This is a genomic window from Clostridium rhizosphaerae, from assembly GCF_016765585.1.
Lineage (GTDB): Bacteria > Bacillota > Clostridia > Clostridiales > Clostridiaceae > Clostridium_AT > Clostridium_AT rhizosphaerae.
In genome coordinates, this window is record NZ_JAESWC010000002.1 from 20,481 (window position 1) to 40,941 (window position 20,461).

A 20,461-nucleotide genomic window follows, 5' to 3' on the forward strand; every position below is an offset into this window, starting at 1 on the left:
CCGTCCGGCTTAGCTTCAGAAAACAGCCAAGCTACACCTGTGACACCAAGCCAAGTCTTGCTAAGTGTCTCGGCGTCGGAAATGCGAAACGTTAGATGCAATTTTAGATTAACCGAGTGATAGTTTAAAAGGTTTTAGCTTCTTTTATTAAGACGCAATAGTAGATTATGGTGCAATAAGCTACAAATGTATGATAGGAGAGATTATCTATAATGCTAGTAATCGATACCGAAAGACTAAATATATTGCCTTTAAACCAATCTCATCTTGAACTTTGTATTTCCAATTTTAATAAGTTGGAGAGAGCGTTAGGTTTAACTATTACTGATAAAGAGCTTAGTGACAGGGAAAAGAATGTTTACGAAATAAGGCTAAAGAATGTAGAGGATAATCCTATCAACTATATGTGGTATACGGTCTGGATAATAGCATTGAAAAAAGAAAATAGGTTCATTGGATCGATCATGATAAAAAACTTTCCTAGTGAAAACGGTGAAGTTGTTATTGGTTACTCGATAGAAAGCGATTATAGGTGTAATGACTTTATGACTGAAGCATTAAAAAGCTTAACAAAATGGATGTTTTCAAATCCAGAAGTTAAAATTATACTTGCGGATACACTAAAAAACAACATACCTTCACATAGAGTATTGCAAAAGATTGGGATGGTTAAATATATGGAAGATGATGAATGTTACTGGTGGAGGTTGGCAAAGTAATTAGTTCGAAATTTTCTTATTTGATTCGCTAGTTCAATACATAGATTGGGGAATCATTGTAAAATATCATGAACTATGATAAGAATAAAATTTGCATGAAAGTGGGGGAACAATATTGAAAAAATGTTATGTTCTAATTATATCTCTAATAATTATATTTGGAACTTATAACTTTTTAATTCAAAATGGGAAAAAACAAACTGCAAATGAAGCATTTAAGCAGAGTTTAAGTGAAGCAGCTTCTTGCTTTGCTGTAGATTATTCTAAATTTGATGAGGAAGATAAAATATATTACTATATGAAAGCAGCTTCCAATCTACATACTGCTATGTATATATTACCATTTACTTCTTATAAAAATGTTAATAACAAAAATCAAGATTTGGAAGACGCACTGTCTAGACTTTATTTATCCATTTCACTACATAGTACGCCTCAATCTACTAACAGATTGAGGGCCTTTAACGAAAAAGAAATCGATATATATAAGTGCCTGAATTATATAAGTCTAAATCCAAATGATAAGAACAATTGCAAAGTACTTGCTAAAATTGCAGAGGAAATAGGATATTAAAAGTGCACAAGATAATATGTAAAATCTTAATTAAGACACAGTTTTCTTAAAAATTGATTGAATGCCTTAATATTTAAGCAGAAATTTGTTTACTTCTTTTTAGTAGCATGCAGTGTCGCTTCTGTAAAATATGGTATATCAAACAATATTCTTAATGAGGGGAACGTATGAAAAAGGCTTTAATTATTTGTACCTTAATGGCATGACTTTTGGAGTATGATATAGATACTCAAGTAAGTACATTTCGCCGTTGGAAACGGCACAAAGTATACCTGAAACACATTGACCATTGATGAGAGATACCCCCACGGACTGGTATATCAAGAACTGAAGTTTTTCTTGCCTAAACATATGTAATCACCTCCTTTTAACAGTTTATTGATGTTAAAATAAGGGGCGACTTGAAGGCGGCTGACTAGTTATCAATAAATATAGACAACTAGAAATCAAGTTAACTAGTTGGACTTTTTTTAAAAACATAGTCGTAGTTATAAGAAATGACTTCATCATAAATGTATTAATATAAGCTTTTAATCAGAGTGGTTAGCCTTTAATTCGTTAAGTTTTCTTATACTTGAAGCCCTGAATTTGTAACATCGTTTAATTGCATAGAACTCTCCATCTACAGCTGGCATGATTCCTCTTTATCATGGCTTTTCTTTTTTATATACTTGTCATCTCCTAATAGAAATTTAAAATATTTTTTCTATATTATATAAATATACAATTTTAGGCGGATGTTTATTATATTATAGGCTATGCAGAAAATATTGTATGTGATGTCATAGATAGGCGAGTCAAAAATTAGGGTAGAGAAAAGTACGATAAGTTTGTAATTGCGTCTACTATTTTTGGAATGGGCTTTGAAGGTGCTTCCAGCAGTCTAATTGACTCGCAGGTGTTAAATAGCTGTGAATGCTGTAATCTTAAGAACGGACTATTATATACTTCAAAACTTAATCCAATGGTTTCGTGTGGAACTCGTAAGAAAGAGGATGAATTCCAATTTAACAAAGATGCTGGAATTTTTGTTTGCCCTGCCGAGCATATGGCTATAAGAAAAGACCGACAGGGCAAGAAAGATCAAGGTAAAAACCAAGTTAATACGTGCTACTTTGGTGGTAATAAATTTAAATATCGTTCACTTAGAGATGGTTGCTAAATCAGGTACCTCTTCCTCAAATCTACATACCCTTCAATTTCATTCCAATACTCCTCTTCATTTTTAGGAATAGGAGTCCAATCTTTATCCGGCCAATTGTTTTGGACCTTCTCGAAGTCTTTACCATTTAAGTATTCATAATCTACTGTGCAGCCCTGCTGTTCTCTTATTGGCTTTATAAAGATGTAGCCGTCAAACATTTCTTTGAGGGTGAAGTTTTTATAGGGGATGGAGTTGTAGCTGTCATCGGGGATGTCGCCCATTACCGTGTTCACTAAATCAAAGCCAACAGGTTTGTTGTTCAAGCTCTCCATAACAGTTTCGATATTTTTTATTCCCATTGTGGTATCAGGAAGCAAAGTGTTTATGTTCATTGCAGGTTGATGTAGTATAATGTTAAATATCTTTGAACCGAATTTTTCGTATAATCTGTTGCCGAGCCAGCCACCCTGGAGAATGAAGAACTGGTCTGCATTACCCTCAAAGATTGGATTTTTGAATTTGGTGAAGGCATGGGGAGTCCCAGTTAATATAAGGAGCTTTTCACCTTTGGACAAAATTTCTCTTTCAACAAGCTTTGCTCTGAAGGCCTCGATATTTCCTTTGTGAAATATTTTTTTAAAGTTTAAGGGGGTTCTCATACCAGAAAAACCTTCCCAGTTATAAATATAGCTAAGGTTCAAAATCCTGAACTTATTTGCGTCCTTTGGCAGGGACCTGTTAAATTTCCAAGCAGCTTTATATATGTCGGTGTATTCCTTATAAGCCCATTTAACGTTGTAGTTAAACATCAGGCGTCTTTCTTCCACCTCGTCATATTCCTCACCGGTAATAAGCCTGTCTAAGTCCGCCTGGTCTTCGCTGGCGCCAAACTCCATTCCGAAGTTGTATATGCCCTCCTGATATAATAGGGGAATAAGGTTAATAGCCAGGTTAAGGTTACTTTTTACAGCATGATCTTCCCCTAATAATATAATCTGATGTTCCGCAAATTTGCTTATGATATACTGCTCCGGAGTTAAGAAATTTTCTTTTAAATATTGAATATACTTTTCCATTTCAACACCTCCCAATTTATAAGCTGAAGAGCCAATTCATCATGCCGGGAAATCTTTTACGCCAGCAGGCTTCATTGTGAATATCTCCTTCGGCGATTTCATATTTTACATCCTCAAAGGCAAAGCCAACGTCCTTTAAGGTCAAATAAACATTTCTGTTACAACTCAAATATATTTGCGGAAAATCTGGATTATTCGGATTGCTTGTTTCGTCTGTACCAACATCCATATATATTCTCATGGCTTCTCTTTTACCTTCACTTATAATAAAGCTTTTAACTTCTTCTTCTGCAAAATACATAGCAGAGGAAAAGGCAGCTATTTTTGAAAATACATCCTGATACTTTAATCCTGCACACATAGATATAAGCCCGCCCATGGAGCTTCCGCAGACAGCAGTGTTCTCCCTGTCCTTTAAGGTTTTATAGGTAGTATCAATAAAGGGTTTCAAGGTGTTTACTATAAAATCAATATATTTAAAACCTTCTCCGCCAAGAAATCCGGTAGTCCTGGCGTGGGGCAAGTATTCACCTCCGACCTCGCTGTACCAGGGACAGTACTCTGAATATCTGTAATTGCAGCCATTATCAATTCCAATAACGATATAAGCCTTCTCATGGTTCTCATTGTATATGCTATCAAGGGTTGCGGCTATATCCCAAATGGTGCCGAAAGCAGAGGTCTCTACGGTGAAAAGGTTCTGAGCATCATGCATGTATATTACCGGATAGTGCCTGTCTGCTTCATTGTAATCCGGCGGTAAATAAATTCTTATGGTTCTGTATCTATTCAGCTCTGGCATATAAAAGTTCTCTATAACATGAATTGTTCCTTTCTTCATTTTCCTTCCTCCATTCATATTGTCATATGATAATTATAGAATTATATTGAAAAGAAAAATGGTATATAATTATATTAAATTGTACTATATTAATGTAGTTTTAGGAGAATGAATATGATAGAAGGATTTATTACAGACTACTCTATCTTTATACCTGAATTTGATGCACTTCTCGATATGAATGATATAGAGGAAATAAACCGGCTCATAGAGAATAAACATAAGTATGAGCAGGAGGTTGAAAAGAATGTCGAAGATAAAAAGATAGATTTATTTATATGGCAGGGGATACTGGTGCGCAAAATATCACAGGCTAAAAATATGGTTATGAACACTATAATGCATGAAACCTACAATAAATTTTACCAGAGGATCAAAGCCTGCAGAAACCTAAAGGAACTGCAGGCCTTGGAAAAGGAAATATTCTCGGTGTACTCGGATTTTGTCATCTACTATTCTGAGGTTACGGATAATTATACTCTGAACAGAATTTTAAAACATATCCACATTAATATTGAAAGCTATATTTCTCTACAGACCATCAGTGAAGAACTAAACTTATCTAGACCTTACATAAGTTTAGTGTTTAAAGAACACATGGGTGTAACGGTGATGGATTATATAACAAACTTAAAGATTAACAGAGCAAAAACTCTTTTGGCAACTACCACCCAAAGCATCATGGAAGTTTCTGAACTCCTAGGCTTTCATGATTCCAGTCATTTTTGTAAGGCCTTTAAGAAGGTTACTGGCGGGACTCCAAGGGAGTATAGGAATAGATAGAGCAAGGCTTCTGCAAGAATTAGTGACTGAAATAAATATTGATGGAAAAAGGTGAAGATATTATTTATAACTAATTATTTCACATTTTTATTATGTTGATTCGCAATGGTAATCTACTAGTAATTGATTCCAATATTGAGGTTCATAAATTAAGACTTGCTATGATTTAGCTTATAGCTAGCACTTAACTTATGAGCCAATTTTAACTCTCAACCTTACTCTGAAAAAAAGTATGATGAGGTTTTAAATCTACTCCATCATGCAAATGAACTTTTACCAAAGTATGAATATGAGAAAAGTCTATTTGAACTTATGCTTTATGAAGCTATGATATATGCTCAGACAAATAATTGTGAAGGATGCATTTCGGTTATAAAAAAATCACTTGAAAAAGGTTATTCACTTCCATTACACTGGGCAAGCTTTAATCTCTTAAGGGAACACCCTGAATATGAGGCACTTAGTAATTTGAATAGAAAACATCTTCAGCAGGCTAAAGAAAATTCTAAGTTCAAATATGAAGTTCACCTTCCAAAATCTTATGATAGAGCAAAAAAACATCCGTTATTCTTTTGTTTGCATGGTGATGGATTTGGCTGCAACATAAAAAATACTAGCTGGAATTGGAAGGCTGATGTGCTTTTAGAAAAAGGATACATAGTTGTATATACTCAATCATCACAAATCTATTTTAATAACAGCTTTGGCTGGCTTAGTGATCCAGTTCTATCAAGAAAAGAACTGAAAGATTGCTATGAACAATTACTATTTGACTATTCCATTGATGAAACTTGTGTAATAATTGGAGGTTTCTCTGGTGGTGCAACTACTTCTATTGATATGGCTTTTCATAGCACTATTCCAATAAAAGGAGTTATTGCATTATGCCCTGGTGATTACTTAGGTAACTTAGAACTTAAAGAAACAACGAAATTAGCAGAAAGAAAAACAAGAATAGTTATCCTTGAAGGAGATCAGGACACTGACCCAGTTGTACAGCATCTTTTAAAGATATTTAAGGAAGGTGGACTTGCCCATGAATACTATATCAATAAAGGTATTGGCCATGAGTATCCTAAAGATTTAGCTGAAAAAACTTTGAAGGCTGTGGAGTTTATAGTTAGTAACTAATTGTGGGCAAATTAATGTCCTACGGCGTTAAGTATATTTTTATGTTCAAAAAGGACTTCTAGCTTTTCTAGCTTGAAGTCCTTAAATTGCATTCGATTATATTTCTAAACTTGCTTCAACTGAAAACCAATAGACTTTTAGTAGATATTTATGCTTCCTCATACTAGACAGGACGAAAGTAGAGCGATACCCGAAAACAGAACATGGGGTATTCGAAGAAGATTCGAGCAAGGCAAGGTGGCGGTTAATCATACTAAATTTATGGGTTACAATAAAGATGAAGAAGGGAACCTTGTTGTAAATGAAAAGCAAAATGGTATGAGAGCAGCATTTAAAAACTGATAACTTGCTTCAGAAATTTAAGGCAAAGAAGTTTATTGGAATAATAAATAATACAAAACCTATAGAAAGTTTTGTAGGAATCGTGGTTTTCATAATTTAACTCAAAGCATAAATAAGATTTCAGGAGTTAATAGGGTTAAGGGCTCGAGTTCTTGGTAATAATATTCTACTTGACAACTTTAGTCGGATATCATATTATCAATATGTACTGATAATGAATATCATTAACTATTGTGAATAACTATTAGCGAAAAGAGTACATATTTATAAGGAGAATAATGAAATACTAAAAATAAAATCGTAAGGGGTCTATAAATTATGTTAAAAAACGTTGCTTACTTCTTATTATTTTCAATGCTTTCTATGTTGATTCTAACAACACCAGTACTGGCTTCAGATGCAAATGCTTCTCTAACGGATGCAAATAAGATACTACAGAAAGTATATAATTTTGTTGAATCTGGAGAGGTAAATGCTGCAAAAGAAACTTACTCTACATATAACAAGTCTTGGGTAGATTATGAAGACGAGATTAAAACACAATCAAAAGAGGCTTATGGAGATATTGAAGAAAAAATGGGTATGGTACAGTTTCTTTTTTCTCAGGAACCAGTTCAAAAGGATAAATTGCAGGATGCACTAAAAGAACTAATGCAAACTAATGAAAGTTTTATTCAAGGAAAATATAATGCTTCAACTACTGAAAAGAATAATAATAAAGTTCAAGTTAAAGATTTAATTATAATTTTAGAAAATGCAAAGAATCAAATTAAAAATGGAGATAATAACGCTGCCTTAAAATCTATGCAAGATTTCACTTCTAAGTGGCTGGATGTGGAAGGCGTTATTTTAACAAAATCTCAAAAAATATATAATGATGCTGAAAAAGATATGGTTGCTTCTAAGGCATACTTGTCTGTTGATCCAAAACAACCAGATAAAGCTCTGAAGGTTATAGAAAGAATGATTGGTTATATGTCTCAGGTTTCAGGTGACAATACATACAGTATCGTAGATGTTATCACAATAATCCTTCGTGAAGGCTTAGAAGCTCTATTAGTGGTTGTGGCGCTTCTTGGATTTTTAAAGAAATCCGGGAATGAGGATAAGAAAGGATGGATCTTTGGTGGTGTAGGTATAGGGCTAGCTGTAAGTTTTATCATTGCAATTCTAGTTAAGGTTTTATTCAGCTCAGGAACCTTTGGAAATAACAATTTTTTAATTTCTGGATGGACTGGCGTTTTTGCAGCTGTAATGCTAATATATGTAAGCTATTGGCTTCACAGTAAATCAAGTGCAAATGAGTGGCAGAATTATATAAGTGAAAAAAGCTCAAAAGCAATAGCTACAGGGAGTTTGTTATCATTAGGATTTCTAGCTTTTTTAGCAGTGTTTAGAGAAGGAACAGAAACCGTATTATTCTATATAGGAATGGCATCTTCAGTTGGTTTACCTGTATTGTTATCAGGAATAGCCATAGGAGTTGCAATATTAGTTATCGTAGCTTTCCTAATGCTAAAGGTAGGATTGCGTATTCCAATGAGGCCTTTTTTCCTAATCTCAAGCCTTCTTGTTTTCTACTTGGGATTAAAGTTTACAGGAATGGGAATTAACGGCTTACAAAATGCAGGCGTTCTTCCAGCAACTTCTAGTGACAATTTACCTACTATAGCATGGCTAGCAGTTTATCCATCATGGCAAAGTGTTGTGCCACAGATAGTTTTAGTTTTGGGAGCTATAGTTATGGTGGTTAAAAATAATATTAATTCAAAGAAATTGGAGGAAAAATAATGATAAAATTAAGAGGTTTCATTGCAGTAACAGCATTAGTAACAATACTTTCGCTTACAGGGTGTGCTTCTAAGAAAGCTGAGCAGCAAAGTACACCAGTAAAGGAGCAACCTAAGGTTGAAGAGACTCAAAAAACTCTTACCATAAGTCAAGGAACTCAAAATATGATAGATGCATTAAATAAAATGAAAGAAAGTCTTGGAGCTAAAGATGAGGTTACAGTAATCGCAGAAGGATCAAAGTTGGAAGAAAATTGGAAACCAATTGAGGATGCCGTAAAAGATAAAAACAAAGAGATATACAGTAAGGTAGAAGAGCCATTAGATGCTGTAAATGCAGCAATTAAAATTAAGCCTTTGGATGCTAAAGCACTTACTAAGCAAATTGATGAATTAAAAGAGCAGCTTGAACAGGTATTAAAGCTTGACCAGCCTCAATCCTCTGAAAGTAAGAAAGCACTTACTATTGAAGATGGAGCAAAAAATATGCGTAGTGCATTAAAAAATATGAAAGATATGCTTGCTGCAAAAAATGAAGATGGTGCAATCAAAGAATCATCTAAGTTAGAAGAAAATTGGAAACCAATTGAAGATAGTGTAAAAGAAAAGAATAAAGACCTTTACGAGAAAGTAGAGACTCCTCTTGGAATAATAAATACTGCAATAAAGATTAAGCCACTTGACACAAAAACTTTAACTTCAGCAATAGATTCATTAGATAACACACTTTCTGAAGTTGAAAAACTGAAATAGTTTTAACTTTTGATAAAACATTCTCAGTATGGCTGAAATTTAATAATAGATAAAGTTTAATTAACAATTTATGAAGAAAAAGGATTATGTGATTAACAAATAAGTCATATAATCCTTTTAATATTTTTTTGTTTTGAGATCATTTTATACTCCTAAGTTTATTAGTTACCTCATTATTATCATATTCAACATTGATGTTTTCTGTGAAAATAAAAAGAACTTATACATACTTTCATGAAAGTGGTAAAACATAAAATGTACTTATTAATATTGTAATTAATATAATATAAATTTGGAGGCATAAAGATGGAAGATTCAAAGTCATATAACTTAGATGTTTTTACTAGTATTCGTGAGCCATATTGGATAGCATCTGCAAATAAAACAGATTATACTGCTTTAAAAGAGGATATAAGTGTTGATGTTGCTATAGTGGGTGGAGGGATGGTAGGAATAACTTCCGCATTGCTTTTAAAAGATAAAGGGTTAAAAGTAGCTGTGTTAGAAGCCAATAGGATTGCTCATGGAACCACAGGCCATACAACTGCCAAGATAACTTCACAGCATGGTTTAATTTATAACAAGATTATATCTAAATTCGGAGAAGAAAAGGCAAAGCAGTATGCAGAGGCTAATGAATCAGCTATTCATTTTATTGCAAATTTAGTGGAGGAAAAAAACATTGATTGTGATTTTTGCTTTCGTCCTGCCTATGTATATACCCAATCTGATGATTATATAGAAAAGATTGAAAAAGAGGTGAAGGCAGCTTCAAAATTAGGTATAAAGGCATCCTTTGAAGATAATATTCAACTTCCTTTTCATATAAAGGCTGCTGTGAAATTTGAAAATCAGGCCCAATTTCATCCATTAAAATATCTGCTTTCAATAGCTAAGGAAATACCAGGAGATGGAAGTAATATTTTTGAATTTACTAAGGTAGTGGATATTGAAGATGGAGAATCTAGTTCAGTAATAACCAGTAATGGAAACAAAGTTACCGCATCTAAAGTCATTATTGCATCTCATTTTCCTTGTTATGATGGACTCGGAATGTATTTCGCAAGGATGTATGCGGAAAAGTCATATTTACTTGGAGTTAAAATTAAAGAAAAATTTCCAGAAGGTATGTTCATAACCGCTGAAGATCCAGGTCGTACACTTCGCTCTCAAAAATATGAGGATGGTGAAATTGTCATAGTTGGTGGAGAACATCATAAGACAGGAAGTGAAAAGCATACTAATATACATTATGAAAACATAAGCAACTTTGCAAAAGAAACATTTAACTTGCAACAAATATTATATAGGTGGTCTACGCAGGACTGTATGACTGTAGATGGTGTTCCTTATGTAGGTTATGTTAATTCTAGAACCTCTAGTATATTAGTAGCTACAGGCTTTGGGAAGTGGGGGATGACCAATAGTACAGCAGCTGCAAAGATATTGACTGATTTGATTACAGATGGAGACAGTCCATGGGCACCCATTTATAACCCATCTAGATTCGATATAATAGCTTCAGGAGCTAAACTAGCATCGGAAAATTTAAATGTAGCAGAAACACTAATAGGCGGTAAAATAACTCCGGCGCCTAAGGACGTAAATATTAATAATGGCGAGGCTAAGGTAATTAATGTGAATGGTGAAAAGATTGGAGCTTATCGAGATGAAAAAGGTATTTTACATATGGTTGATATAACTTGTACCCATTTAGGTTGTGAACTAGTTTGGAACGAGGCAGAAACAACGTGGGATTGTCCTTGTCATGGATCTAGATTTAGCTATGATGGTGAAAATATTGAGGGCCCTGCATTTAACCCATTAAAGCATGTAGGTGAAGGTCCAAATAAAAAAGATCCCAATATATTTTAGCGGGATGGGTCTCATAAGTTGTATGGGACCCGCTATTCTTATAGGATTATGAAGAACATCTTATTAAAATAGTCAGGCAACATTGGTTCTATCTTTCATAAAATGATAATGCTCTTCAGTTATATAAGTCACTCATAAAATATAATTGTCTGAGAGCATCAGATTATTCCCTTGTTTAAAAAGTGTGTTTAAATTTGAGTATAATTTTCTGGTACTGATTATTTTACTCGAACTTAACATGTTCAATTAAATTTTCAAAAACATTAGATATATTAATTAAAGTAGTAGCAAAATAAGTCCAATGTCATAGTATGTAGCAGGACAAGATATCCGACAAAAATATATACCAAAAAGGAGATAATTAATATGCCTGATGGATTTGGTATTGTAAATGATTTAGCACGCCATATTGGACAAACTGTTACCATATTTACAACTAGCGGTGGAGAATCTGGAAGAGGTTTTACTGGCATTCTTGCATCTGTTAATAACAGATTTGTAAGATTAATAGTTCAAATTGGTTCCGCACCTGGATGCGCACTAGGAAGCTGCTGTGATGATAGACATGATCATTGTGATTGTGACAGAAATAGTGGAAGAGAAATGGGAATTGAATTCGAAATGGATAGAGACAGAAATAGAAACAGAGACAGAGACAGATTTGACTGTAACGGCAGAACACTTGGTGCAATAGTTGATATACCAGTAGATAGAATTGCTGCTTTTGTCCATAATGCTGTAGGAAGTGGATGGTAACTAAATAATTGTTACAGCTAGGTACATGGAACGTAAATAGATTTGAGTAGATTCAAATCTACTTACGTTCTTTTTTGTATGAATAGCTGGTATTTGTGGAAATATGCTGGATACAATAATTCCTGGATTTGGTTAAAGGAGTAATGTTTCGATACAAATTGAGAATGGTATAGATACTCAAACAAGTATATTTCGCCGCTTGAAACGGCACAAAGTATACCTGAAACACCTTGACCATTGACGAGAGATACTCTCACGGGCTGATTTATCAGGAACTGAAGTTTCTCTTGCCAAAACATATGTAATCACCCATTAACCATGCCACCTTTTTCCCTCAGGGAAACTTAAGCCTAGTTGATCTAAAAGTTTCATTACTTGATGATTCACAATATCTTCAACAGTTTCTGGTTTATTATAGAAAGCGGGCATTGGCGGAACAATTTTAACTCCTAACTGTGATAGCTTTAGCATATTCTGCAGGTGTATAGCGCTTAATGGAGTTTCTCTAGGAGATAAAATAAGTTTTCTGCCTTCTTTAAGTGTTACATCTGCAGCACGTGCAATAAGATTGTCACAGTAGCCATTTGCTATAGAACTTAGTGTTTTCATGCTGCAGGGCACAATAAGCATTGCATCGGTTAGGAATGACCCACTTGATATCTTGGCTCCCATATTAAAATTATCATATACTGCATATGACAAAGAATTTATGTATTCTAAATCATATTTTGTTTCCGTAATAAGGGTCTGCTGAGCCCACTTACTCATTATTAAATGAACATTTACATGCTCAAATTTTTTAATGGCTTCAAGTAATCTTACAGCATATATTGTACCTGTAGCCCCAGTAATTCCAACTATTATTTCCATTTTGTAATCTCCTTGTAGTAAGTTATACATTAATTTTACTCTTAAGTTCCTCTATCATTTCAATACACAGGGCACTAATGGTATCTATTTCAGATTTGGTAATCTTGTCTACATGGATACCGCAGCACAGCACGACGTTTTTGTCAAAGGAAGCGGTAAAAAGATCGTAAAGTACTCTTGTAATGTGGTCTTCTTTATGATTAGGAAAGCAAAAGGTCGATGATTCCACGTCTTTTGAGCCTACAGTGACAGCTCCCAAATGAGGCTTATCCCCACCTGTAATAATAATGCACATATCTTCACCTAGATGTATGGCATTAAGCTTTAAACTTACTCTTCCTTTTGTTCGTTTAATTTCTATCATATCTTCCATGTATCTATCCTCACTTAGCTTATTTAAATATAGTTTAATTATAGCATATAAAGCTTATATGGATAGCCTTGGCTGATTTTTAGAAATATTACCTGCTTTGTTGAAATATGTTCCTACTCTGTAGTATTATTATTTGTAGCATGTATACTTACAATATTATACCAATAGGAGCGATTAAATGAATATGCTATTAACTAAAGCTGTAAAAAAAGTCCATGACTATGGAGTACTTGTTATGTTTTCACATACAATCTTTTCTCTATCCTTTGCGCTTATTTCAATGCTTTTAGCAAGCAATGGAGCCCCGTCTTTTTATAAGCTGTTTTGGATACTTATTGCCTTTATGGGCGCAAGAACAGGAGCAAATGCTATAAACAGAGCGATAGATGCCGAGATTGACGGTAAAAATCCAAGAACTGCTGTGAGACAGCTTCCTCAAGGCCTCTTAAAGAAAAAGGAAGTTATAGTGTTTTCTATTTTGTGTTTTTTAGTAATGCTTGTTGCAGCAGCAATGCTTAATCCATTATGTGTGCTGCTTTCACCTATAGCATTATTTTTAATGATTATTTATTCATATACAAAGCGCTTTACCTGGGCCTGCCACCTGGTTTTAGGCATAACCTCCGCTGCTGCTCCAGTTGGAGCTTGGATAGCAGTAACCGGAAAAATTTCTTGGCTGCCTCTCTTTATGGGTGCGGCTAATACTCTTTGGGTTGCAGGATTTGATATTATCTATGGCTCACAGGACTATGACTTTGATACTGCAAATGGAATACACTCAATACCTCAAAGATTTGGCGTAAAAAATGCTCTGCGCATTTCTTCACTTTTTCACTTTATGACAATTATCTTCTTAATAGCAGTAGGCCTATTAAGCAGCGAGCTGGGAATTCTTTATTTTATTGGACTTTTTATAATTTCAATTTTATTTCTTATAGAGCACAGGATGGTTTCACCTGATAATTTAAATAATGTAAAAATAGCTTCATATGGTGTAAATCAGATAATAAGCATTGCTTTTCTGATCTTTGGTGTTATTGATGCATTAATATAAAAAATTTTATATACATAGGGGGACTAAAAATGACTAGACTAAAAAAATTATTAACTACTGTTACTGCTTCTTTTATTGCAGTATCCTTAACTGCTTGTTCACAAGCAAATAATTCTTCAAAGACGACCTCATCAGATTCAGCTGCTAAGGCTACCTTAAATATAGGAGCAATAAATTCTGTGGACGTAGTTCCAATAGTAATTGCCAATGAAAAAGGATTTTTCAAAAAAGAAGGCATTGATGTTAAATTTCAGCCTTTTAAAAGTTCTCAAGACAGAGATACAGCTTTTCAGGCAGGTAATCTGGACGGGGTTATTTGTGATGAAATAGCAATAGCTCTTTATCAAAATTCAGATTTTGATGTAAAGATAACAGGAATTACAAATGGAGACTTTATGCTTATTGCAAACCCACAGTCAGGAATAAAGTCCATAAATGATATCAAAGGTAAAAGTGTGGCTATATCACAAAAAACTTCTATTGAATATGTTTTAGACAAAATGCTGGAGAAAAGTTCAATGCAGCCTGCAGATGTTAAAAAATCTATAGTTCCTGCTGTACCAACAAGACTTGAAATGTTAAGGAACAATAAGGTTGATGCGGCACTGCTTCCTGAACCATTTTCTACAGCTGCTATAAAAGATGGAGGAATACTTCTTGGAACGGCAACCAAAATGGCACACTATCCTTCAGTAACAGCTTTTTCACAAAAGGCAATAGACAGCAAAACGAGCGAAATCAAGGCATTTTATAAGGCTTATAATGATGCTGTAGAATATATTAACAGTACTTCAATTTCTGAGTATGAAGCTACAATAATAAAAACTGTTGGATACCCTGATGACATGAAAGGTAAAATTAAATTGCCTGAATTTAAGAAAAATGCTCTTCCATCAGAAGATGAAGTTAAGTCAGCTATAGATTGGACTGTAAAGAATGGTATTGTTAAAAAGACATTAACTCCTAAGGACGTAATGAGTGATGTAGGTGTTAAATAAGCTGCAGGAGGCACTATATGCTTGAAATAGATAACCTTTCTGTAAGTTATAATTCTGAAAAAAAGTCAGTTCATGCTCTAGGGCCTTTGAACATGCAAATTTCATCAGGAGATATTTATGCCGTAATTGGTCCTTCAGGATGCGGCAAGTCCACTTTGCTTAATGTATTATGCGGGATTATTAAAGATTTTGAGGGAAAGGTGCTGCTTAAAGGCGAAGACCTAAGTCCAAAGAAGCACAACATTGGATTCATACCGCAAAACTTTGGTCTGCTTCCTTGGAAAAATGTTTATAAAAACTGTATGCTGCCTCTAAAGATAAAGGAACAACCTATCGATAGTGCAGTTAAGGAAAGAGCTGAGTATATTTTAAATAAATTAAACATCGGAGATCTGAAAAACAGATATCCAAGGGAATTAAGCGGCGGTCAAAAACAAAGGGCTGCCATAGCAAGAACTTTTATAATGAATCCCGATTTGCTGTTAATGGACGAGCCTTTTTCAGCTCTTGATGCTCTTACAAGGGAAGAAGCCCAGGAGCTTTTCATAGATATTTGGAATCAGTACAAGACTACTACAATACTAGTGACCCACAATATTGAAGAAGCTATTTATATGGGAAAGAAAATAGTAATATTATCACACTGTCCAGGTACCATAGTTAAAATAATTGATAATCCTTTATTTAATACTGAGAATTTAAGACAGAACGAGGATTACCTTAAGCTTTCTGAAAGCATTAGGAGCATCATAAAAAGAGGATGGAAAATATGAAGGTAAAAAGAAAAATCACGCTGTTTGTACAAGGGTTTATTACATTTAATATATTATGGTATCTTTTTGCAGTTCTGCTTAATACAAAAGTGCTTCCAAAACCTGCAGCTGTTTACTTACATATGAGCAATTTCTATGACGATAAGCTATATATACATGTTTTAATAAGCTTATACAGAGTAGCTGCCGGACTTGGCATCTCACTTATATTAGGAATTACTGCAGGAATTTTGATGGCCTACTCGAAAACCTGGAACAAAATATTAAATCCATTAGTTTACTTTACATATCCTATACCCAAAACTGCAATGCTGCCTATTGTTATGCTGCTGTTTGGACTTGGAGATACTTCAAAGATTATAATACTGGTTTTAATATTGGTATTTCAGATTATTGTTGCAGTTAGAGATTCAGTGCTTAATATTTCACAGGAAACCTATAATCACATAAGAAGCCTTGGAGCTTCGAGGCTTCAAATTTTTAGGCACATAACAATTCCGGCTATTTTGCCTGAACTCTTAACTACCTTAAGATTATCCATTGGAACTGCATTATCTATTTTATTTTTCTCTGAAGCTTATGGAACTCAGTACGGCATAGGTTATTATATTCTGGATGCCTGGAGCAGTATTGATTACATAAGAATGTATGAAGGAATAATTATACTAAGCCTTCTAGGCTTTATCTTGTTTGTTTTAATAGACTTGCTGGAAGAAACTATTTGTAAGTGGAAAGCTTAAGCAAAGGTAATTATAAAACAGACCTTAGTAAGGTTACGGTGAACCGTATCGCTACTAAGGTCTGTTTTTATATTAATAAATATTATATAGACTACCGCCTTTTGAAAACAAACGCTCAATGTTTTTTTCAACAGCTTTATCAGGAATTAGCTGCGGCGCATGATGCGGTTTAGTGCGGGCATCGATAATCATATTGTCGCAAGCCCAGTGCTTGTTTTCATAATTACTGTTAACACCGTAAATATCGTGAGAAGGGTTGCTTCTCGTAAATGCAGCCCATAAAAAGTTTTGAAGGGAGCTGCCTATAAATGAACTGTCATCGCAAAGAATAATCATTGGGCAGGAGGATATAGTTCCTCTCTCCTTAATAACAGTGAATAGCTCCTCTAACTGCAATTGAGCCCCTTGATAATCTAAAAACTCAGGCCCTTCTATAGCAACAATCCCAGGCATAACTAAGCATGGATTCCTAAAATTGCTGAAGTTTTTTAATTGTTCAGGTACTTCTTGACACAAGCTTCTTTTTTTATCGCCATATGCGGCAAATACTACCTTGCTGCCAGTATTTAAACCTGTTCCCGAATAATCAAGGGTATCAATAGTAGTATTAGTTTGAAAGTGAATATCACGATGTAGGTCCATTCGCTCAAGTATGTAAGTTAAGAATTCTATCTCCTTATGGGTATCAAGAGGTGCTCCGTCTTCAGCAGTAATAAATAAATACTTAGCAAGGCTCAGCTGGCCTGTTCCTAAAATTCTGTTTGCAAGGGTAAGTATTTCAGCCGGCAGTTTGGCTTTCTGATAAGGTGTATACCGTTCACTTCCTATTGCAAATAACAATGGGTGTACTCCAGCTGCATCTACGGCATGCACTTCTTTCACTCCGGGAATTTCTTGACTTATGGCTTTTCCTGTAAGCTCATGTATTAGCTCTCCAAAAGCAGTATCTTCCTGAGGAGGGCGACCAACAACTGTAAAAGGCCAGATTCCGTTTCTCTTAGCAAATACTTTGTGGACTCTCATTAGGGGAAAATCATGAAGTTGACTGTAATAACCTATATGATCACCAAAAGGACCTTCAGGCTTAGTTTCACCCGGATAAATTTCACCTGTAATAACAAAGTCAGCATCAAGGCTAATACAATAACCATCAACATAAGTATAGCGGAAATTGCGTCCCGAAAGCATTCCGGCAACTGTGAGTTCACTCATTCCTTCCGGCAGCGGCATAATAGCAGCTAGAGTATGACTGGGAGGACCACCTATAAAAATACTAACTTTCAAGGGAAGACCAGCTTTATTAGCTTTATATTGATGAACGCCAATACTCCTGTGAATTTGATAGTGCAAACCAACTTCCTTGTTAATCGCATAATCATTACCAGTTAACTGAACACGGTACATTCCTAAATTGCTGTGCATAACACCGGGCTTTTCAGGGTCTTCTGTATAAACCTGAGGCAAAGTGATAAATGCCCCTCCATCGTCAGGCCAGTGATGAATTAAAGGAAGATCAGAAATTTGTACTTCCTCAAAGTCAGCCAATTTACTGCCTGCTTTTTTAATAGGGAGCGCTCTTGAAGCAGCAAGGCCGGTGCCGAAGTGCTTAAAGGGATTTTTTAATATACTCATTGGGTCTTTTCGCAGGTCAATAACATTTTTTGTTGCTTGCAAAGTATTCCTGAAGATAAACCTGCTTCTCTCCAAATTCCCAAATAAATTTGATACTGCTCTAAATTTTGAGCCTTTTACATTTTCAAACAATAACGCAGGTCCGTTTGCTGAGTTAACTCTCAGATGTATAGCAGCCATCTCAAGGTACGGATCTACTTCCTCAAATATCCTGACTAATTGGCCGGACTTTTCTAGGTCAAGGATACATTCTTCTAGATTATGATACATTTCCTGCTCTCCTCATTGTCTTATATAAATTTTCCATTCTTGACTAAGTAATATATACAATGCAAAAGTTCTAATACATTAACGATGTCCCAAAAATCCTTGAAGATTGGATATTTTGGGACATCATTAATGAAGAACTTTGCTGCATTATATATAGTTAATAATACAGCGAAATTATGGGTTATGCAATGGGAGCCCAGCAGTATACGAAGCACTAAAAGAAAATGAAAGTATGGTGTATAATTAAATAAAAGGATCATATAAATCATTGTGTGAAAGATGCAATTAGCAATAATGATGACACTATAGACAAGTATTTTAAATAGGATGGTGAAGGGAAATTATGAATAAAGTAAAGATCTTTCCTATAATGCAGGCAGTGCTTGCTGCACTTCTGTTTGGTGCAAGTGCACCGCTGGCAAAAATGCTTCTGGGTCATATAGAACCCGTTCCTCTTGCTTCTTTTCTTTACCTAGGAAGTGGCATTGGACTCATGGTATATCAGATTATAATCAATTTCACTAGCAAGGAAGGAAAAGGAGAAGCACCACTTTCAAAGAAGGATTTTCCATGGCTTTTTGGTGCTGTAGTATTTGGTGGAGTCATTGCACCGATTATCTTGATGTCAAGTCTAAAGATTACACCTGCGTCTACAGCAGCATTACTGCTTAATTTTGAGGGAGTATCAACAACTCTGATTGCCTTGCTTTTTTTCAAAGAAAGTTTAGGTAAAAGGGTTTGGATTGCAATTTCATGCATCACAATTGCAAGTGTTTTGCTTTCATGGGATTTTAGTAATCAATGGGGGGTTTCTTTAGGAGCACTAGGTGTAGTAGGTGCCTGTGTTTGCTGGGGAATTGATAATAATTTTACAAGAAACATTTCTGCAAAAAACCCATATACCATTGTAATTATTAAAGGTTTTGCTGCCGGTACATTTTCATTAATTTTAGCACTAATATTAAAGCAGCAGATTCCTGACATAAAAGTGGTTTTATCAGCTATGATACTTGGATTCTTCAGTTACGGTTTGAGTATAGTGCTATTTGTTCTTGCTATGAGGAATCTAGGAAGTGCCAGAACAAGCGCATTTTTTGGGACATCGCCGTTTATAGGAGCAATCTTGGCATTTATATTAAATCAAGATATCTCAAGTCCTATGCTTATTGCCGCATTACCTGTAATGCTGTTAGGCACGTTTTTTCTGTTAAAAGAAGATCATGGCCATAGTCATAGGCATGAACATCTGATACATGAGCATAGGCACAGCCATAATGATAGCCATCACAATCATACACACTTACCTGGACAAGTGCCTCCTAATGGTTACCATTCTCATGTACATGAACATGAAGAACTGCAGCATGAGCATCCACATGCTCCGGATATACACCACAGGCATCCTCACTAATATTTTACAAAGAAGATAGGAGTGTCTCAAAATAACACATCCCAGGCTTCTCCAGCTGCAACTAGCATTGTGTTTTTGAAAATTTTATCATTAATTAATATTATTATGAACAGGGAGGAACATGTTTGGTCGAAGAAGCTACATATATTAGAGAATTATTAAGTAAAGAAGAGTTGTTGTCAGCGTTTCCTATAATGAAACAGTTACGAACGCATTTAAATGAGGAAACATATTTGAGTTTAATTGAAGATATGAAAAAAGAAGGCTATAAAATGTTTGCACTTTATGCAGAGGATAAAGTTGTTGCATTATCATCATGATTACAACGAGTAGAGGCGCATAAGTTTTATGAGTCAAAAATGGAATTTGACAAGACAAGTTATGTATTTAAAAAACAACTAGAAATCAAGATAACTAGATAACTATTTAACTAGTTATCTGGTGCTTCCTATACAATTTAAAAGACGGTTTGATAATAGGTAATGGTAAAGATCTTAGAGAACACTTGGAAGTGACTAATCATATCAGAAGACAGGAAAGACCGCATTGAAAGTGA

At 34.7% G+C, this 20,461-nt stretch carries 20 protein-coding genes and 1 pseudogene; 16 read left to right on the forward strand and 5 right to left on the reverse strand.

The features are described 5' to 3' along the window. The first annotated feature begins 212 nt into the window (after positions 1-212). The 3 genes and pseudogenes from JK636_RS03255 to JK636_RS03265 all read left to right on the forward strand — a co-directional run. Complete coding sequence (locus JK636_RS03255; protein WP_202747423.1) at positions 213-719, forward strand: GNAT family N-acetyltransferase; 507 nt, start codon at positions 213-215, stop codon at positions 717-719. A gap of 115 nt (positions 720-834) precedes the next feature. Continuing rightward, entirely contained in the window at positions 835-1,293 is a 459-nt protein-coding gene (locus JK636_RS03260) for a hypothetical protein (protein ID WP_202747424.1), read from the forward strand. 931 nt (positions 1,294-2,224) lie between these two features. Then, positions 2,225-2,452: pseudogene (locus JK636_RS03265) on the forward strand (IS5/IS1182 family transposase); the annotation flags it as partial. Here JK636_RS03265 and JK636_RS03270 read toward each other — a convergent pair. Together JK636_RS03270 and JK636_RS03275 are read right to left on the reverse strand one after the other, a co-directional pair. Beyond that, the gene (locus tag JK636_RS03270) at positions 2,452-3,513 is read right to left on the reverse strand and encodes a hypothetical protein (RefSeq protein ID WP_202747425.1); all 1,062 of its coding nucleotides are present in this window, start codon (positions 3,511-3,513) and stop codon (positions 2,452-2,454) included. The pseudogene JK636_RS03265 and the gene JK636_RS03270 overlap by 1 nt on opposite strands. 16 nt (positions 3,514-3,529) lie before the next feature. Next, positions 3,530-4,354, reverse strand: coding sequence for an alpha/beta hydrolase (locus JK636_RS03275; RefSeq protein ID WP_202747426.1), 825 nt, complete (start codon positions 4,352-4,354; stop codon positions 3,530-3,532). A 114-nt stretch (positions 4,355-4,468) separates the two neighbouring features. Here JK636_RS03275 and JK636_RS03280 point away from each other — a divergent pair, with 114 nt between their 5' ends. The 7 genes from JK636_RS03280 to JK636_RS03310 all read left to right on the forward strand — a co-directional run bounded on the left by JK636_RS03280 (position 4,469) and on the right by JK636_RS03310 (position 11,784). After that, positions 4,469-5,137, forward strand: a complete 669-nt coding sequence (locus tag JK636_RS03280; RefSeq protein WP_202747427.1) for a helix-turn-helix domain-containing protein — start codon at positions 4,469-4,471, stop codon at positions 5,135-5,137. A 468-nt stretch (positions 5,138-5,605) separates the two neighbouring features. Continuing rightward, on the forward strand, positions 5,606-6,268 hold the full coding sequence (locus JK636_RS03285; RefSeq protein WP_202747428.1) for an alpha/beta hydrolase: 663 nt from the start codon (positions 5,606-5,608) through the stop codon (positions 6,266-6,268). Between the two features lie 150 nt (positions 6,269-6,418). After that, positions 6,419-6,610, forward strand: coding sequence for a recombinase (locus JK636_RS03290; protein WP_202747429.1), 192 nt, complete (start codon positions 6,419-6,421; stop codon positions 6,608-6,610). A gap of 318 nt (positions 6,611-6,928) precedes the next feature. Next, complete coding sequence (locus tag JK636_RS03295) at positions 6,929-8,401, forward strand: FTR1 family iron permease (RefSeq protein WP_243428108.1); 1,473 nt, start codon at positions 6,929-6,931, stop codon at positions 8,399-8,401. Then, on the forward strand, positions 8,401-9,153 hold the full coding sequence (locus tag JK636_RS03300; protein WP_202747430.1) for a hypothetical protein: 753 nt from the start codon (positions 8,401-8,403) through the stop codon (positions 9,151-9,153). The genes JK636_RS03295 and JK636_RS03300 overlap by 1 nt, the downstream gene beginning before the upstream one ends. Positions 9,154-9,459: 306 nt before the next feature. Further along, the gene (locus tag JK636_RS03305; RefSeq protein WP_202747431.1) at positions 9,460-11,028 is read left to right on the forward strand and encodes an FAD-dependent oxidoreductase; all 1,569 of its coding nucleotides are present in this window, start codon (positions 9,460-9,462) and stop codon (positions 11,026-11,028) included. A gap of 366 nt (positions 11,029-11,394) precedes the next feature. Continuing rightward, positions 11,395-11,784: an LSm family protein gene (locus JK636_RS03310; protein WP_202747432.1), complete on the forward strand. Its 390-nt coding sequence runs from the start codon at positions 11,395-11,397 to the stop codon at positions 11,782-11,784. A 312-nt stretch (positions 11,785-12,096) separates the two neighbouring features. On the opposite strand, the gene JK636_RS03315 is transcribed toward JK636_RS03310, so the two are convergent. After that, complete coding sequence (locus tag JK636_RS03315; RefSeq protein WP_202747433.1) at positions 12,097-12,654, reverse strand: UbiX family flavin prenyltransferase; 558 nt, start codon at positions 12,652-12,654, stop codon at positions 12,097-12,099. Positions 12,655-12,676: 22 nt separating this feature from the next. Further along, positions 12,677-13,027, reverse strand: a complete 351-nt coding sequence (lpdD, locus tag JK636_RS03320; RefSeq protein WP_202747434.1) for a prenylated flavin chaperone LpdD — start codon at positions 13,025-13,027, stop codon at positions 12,677-12,679. Positions 13,028-13,205: 178 nt separating this feature from the next. Between lpdD and JK636_RS03325 the strand changes: the two genes are divergently transcribed. The 4 genes from JK636_RS03325 to JK636_RS03340 are packed head-to-tail and all read left to right on the forward strand — an operon-like array spanning position 13,206 to position 16,592. After that, a complete protein-coding gene (locus JK636_RS03325) occupies positions 13,206-14,081 on the forward strand; it encodes a UbiA-like polyprenyltransferase (RefSeq protein ID WP_243428109.1) in 876 nt (291 codons plus the stop codon). Between the two features lie 29 nt (positions 14,082-14,110). Further along, entirely contained in the window at positions 14,111-15,079 is a 969-nt protein-coding gene (locus tag JK636_RS03330; protein WP_202747435.1) for an ABC transporter substrate-binding protein, read from the forward strand. Positions 15,080-15,096: 17 nt separating this feature from the next. Next, positions 15,097-15,852: an ABC transporter ATP-binding protein gene (locus tag JK636_RS03335; protein ID WP_202747436.1), complete on the forward strand. Its 756-nt coding sequence runs from the start codon at positions 15,097-15,099 to the stop codon at positions 15,850-15,852. Continuing rightward, positions 15,849-16,592 carry an ABC transporter permease gene (locus tag JK636_RS03340; protein WP_243428110.1) on the forward strand — a complete coding sequence of 248 codons (744 nt, stop codon included), beginning with the start codon at positions 15,849-15,851 and terminating at the stop codon, positions 16,590-16,592. Before JK636_RS03335 ends, JK636_RS03340 begins: the two co-directional genes overlap by 4 nt. Before the next feature lie 72 nt (positions 16,593-16,664). On the opposite strand, the gene JK636_RS03345 is transcribed toward JK636_RS03340, so the two are convergent. Further along, complete coding sequence (locus JK636_RS03345; RefSeq protein WP_202747438.1) at positions 16,665-18,494, reverse strand: UbiD family decarboxylase; 1,830 nt, start codon at positions 18,492-18,494, stop codon at positions 16,665-16,667. A 343-nt stretch (positions 18,495-18,837) separates the two neighbouring features. Here JK636_RS03345 and JK636_RS03350 point away from each other — a divergent pair, with 343 nt between their 5' ends. Both JK636_RS03350 and JK636_RS03355 read left to right on the forward strand, forming a co-directional pair. Next, positions 18,838-19,905, forward strand: a complete 1,068-nt coding sequence (locus JK636_RS03350; protein ID WP_202747439.1) for a DMT family transporter — start codon at positions 18,838-18,840, stop codon at positions 19,903-19,905. A 125-nt stretch (positions 19,906-20,030) separates the two neighbouring features. Further along, positions 20,031-20,225, forward strand: a complete 195-nt coding sequence (locus JK636_RS03355; RefSeq protein ID WP_202747440.1) for a hypothetical protein — start codon at positions 20,031-20,033, stop codon at positions 20,223-20,225. Positions 20,226-20,461: the final 236 nt, after the last annotated feature.

What these genes read in the sequence shown, in the direction of transcription:
- JK636_RS03255 (WP_202747423.1), top strand. Translation starts at nt 213, where the DNA reads ATGCTAGTAATCGATACCGAAAGACTAAATATATTGCCTTTAAACCAA.
- JK636_RS03270 (WP_202747425.1), bottom strand. Translation starts at nt 3,513, where the DNA reads ATGGAAAAGTATATTCAATATTTAAAAGAAAATTTCTTAACTCCGGAG.
- JK636_RS03275 (WP_202747426.1), bottom strand. Translation starts at nt 4,354, where the DNA reads ATGAAGAAAGGAACAATTCATGTTATAGAGAACTTTTATATGCCAGAG.
- JK636_RS03280 (WP_202747427.1), top strand. Translation starts at nt 4,469, where the DNA reads ATGATAGAAGGATTTATTACAGACTACTCTATCTTTATACCTGAATTT.
- JK636_RS03290 (WP_202747429.1), top strand. Translation starts at nt 6,419, where the DNA reads ATGCTTCCTCATACTAGACAGGACGAAAGTAGAGCGATACCCGAAAAC.
- JK636_RS03295 (WP_243428108.1), top strand. Translation starts at nt 6,929, where the DNA reads ATGTTAAAAAACGTTGCTTACTTCTTATTATTTTCAATGCTTTCTATG.
- JK636_RS03300 (WP_202747430.1), top strand. Translation starts at nt 8,401, where the DNA reads ATGATAAAATTAAGAGGTTTCATTGCAGTAACAGCATTAGTAACAATA.
- JK636_RS03305 (WP_202747431.1), top strand. Translation starts at nt 9,460, where the DNA reads ATGGAAGATTCAAAGTCATATAACTTAGATGTTTTTACTAGTATTCGT.
- JK636_RS03310 (WP_202747432.1), top strand. Translation starts at nt 11,395, where the DNA reads ATGCCTGATGGATTTGGTATTGTAAATGATTTAGCACGCCATATTGGA.
- JK636_RS03315 (WP_202747433.1), bottom strand. Translation starts at nt 12,654, where the DNA reads ATGGAAATAATAGTTGGAATTACTGGGGCTACAGGTACAATATATGCT.
- lpdD (WP_202747434.1), bottom strand. Translation starts at nt 13,027, where the DNA reads ATGGAAGATATGATAGAAATTAAACGAACAAAAGGAAGAGTAAGTTTA.
- JK636_RS03325 (WP_243428109.1), top strand. Translation starts at nt 13,206, where the DNA reads ATGAATATGCTATTAACTAAAGCTGTAAAAAAAGTCCATGACTATGGA.
- JK636_RS03330 (WP_202747435.1), top strand. Translation starts at nt 14,111, where the DNA reads ATGACTAGACTAAAAAAATTATTAACTACTGTTACTGCTTCTTTTATT.
- JK636_RS03335 (WP_202747436.1), top strand. Translation starts at nt 15,097, where the DNA reads ATGCTTGAAATAGATAACCTTTCTGTAAGTTATAATTCTGAAAAAAAG.
- JK636_RS03340 (WP_243428110.1), top strand. Translation starts at nt 15,849, where the DNA reads ATGAAGGTAAAAAGAAAAATCACGCTGTTTGTACAAGGGTTTATTACA.
- JK636_RS03345 (WP_202747438.1), bottom strand. Translation starts at nt 18,494, where the DNA reads ATGTATCATAATCTAGAAGAATGTATCCTTGACCTAGAAAAGTCCGGC.
- JK636_RS03350 (WP_202747439.1), top strand. Translation starts at nt 18,838, where the DNA reads ATGAATAAAGTAAAGATCTTTCCTATAATGCAGGCAGTGCTTGCTGCA.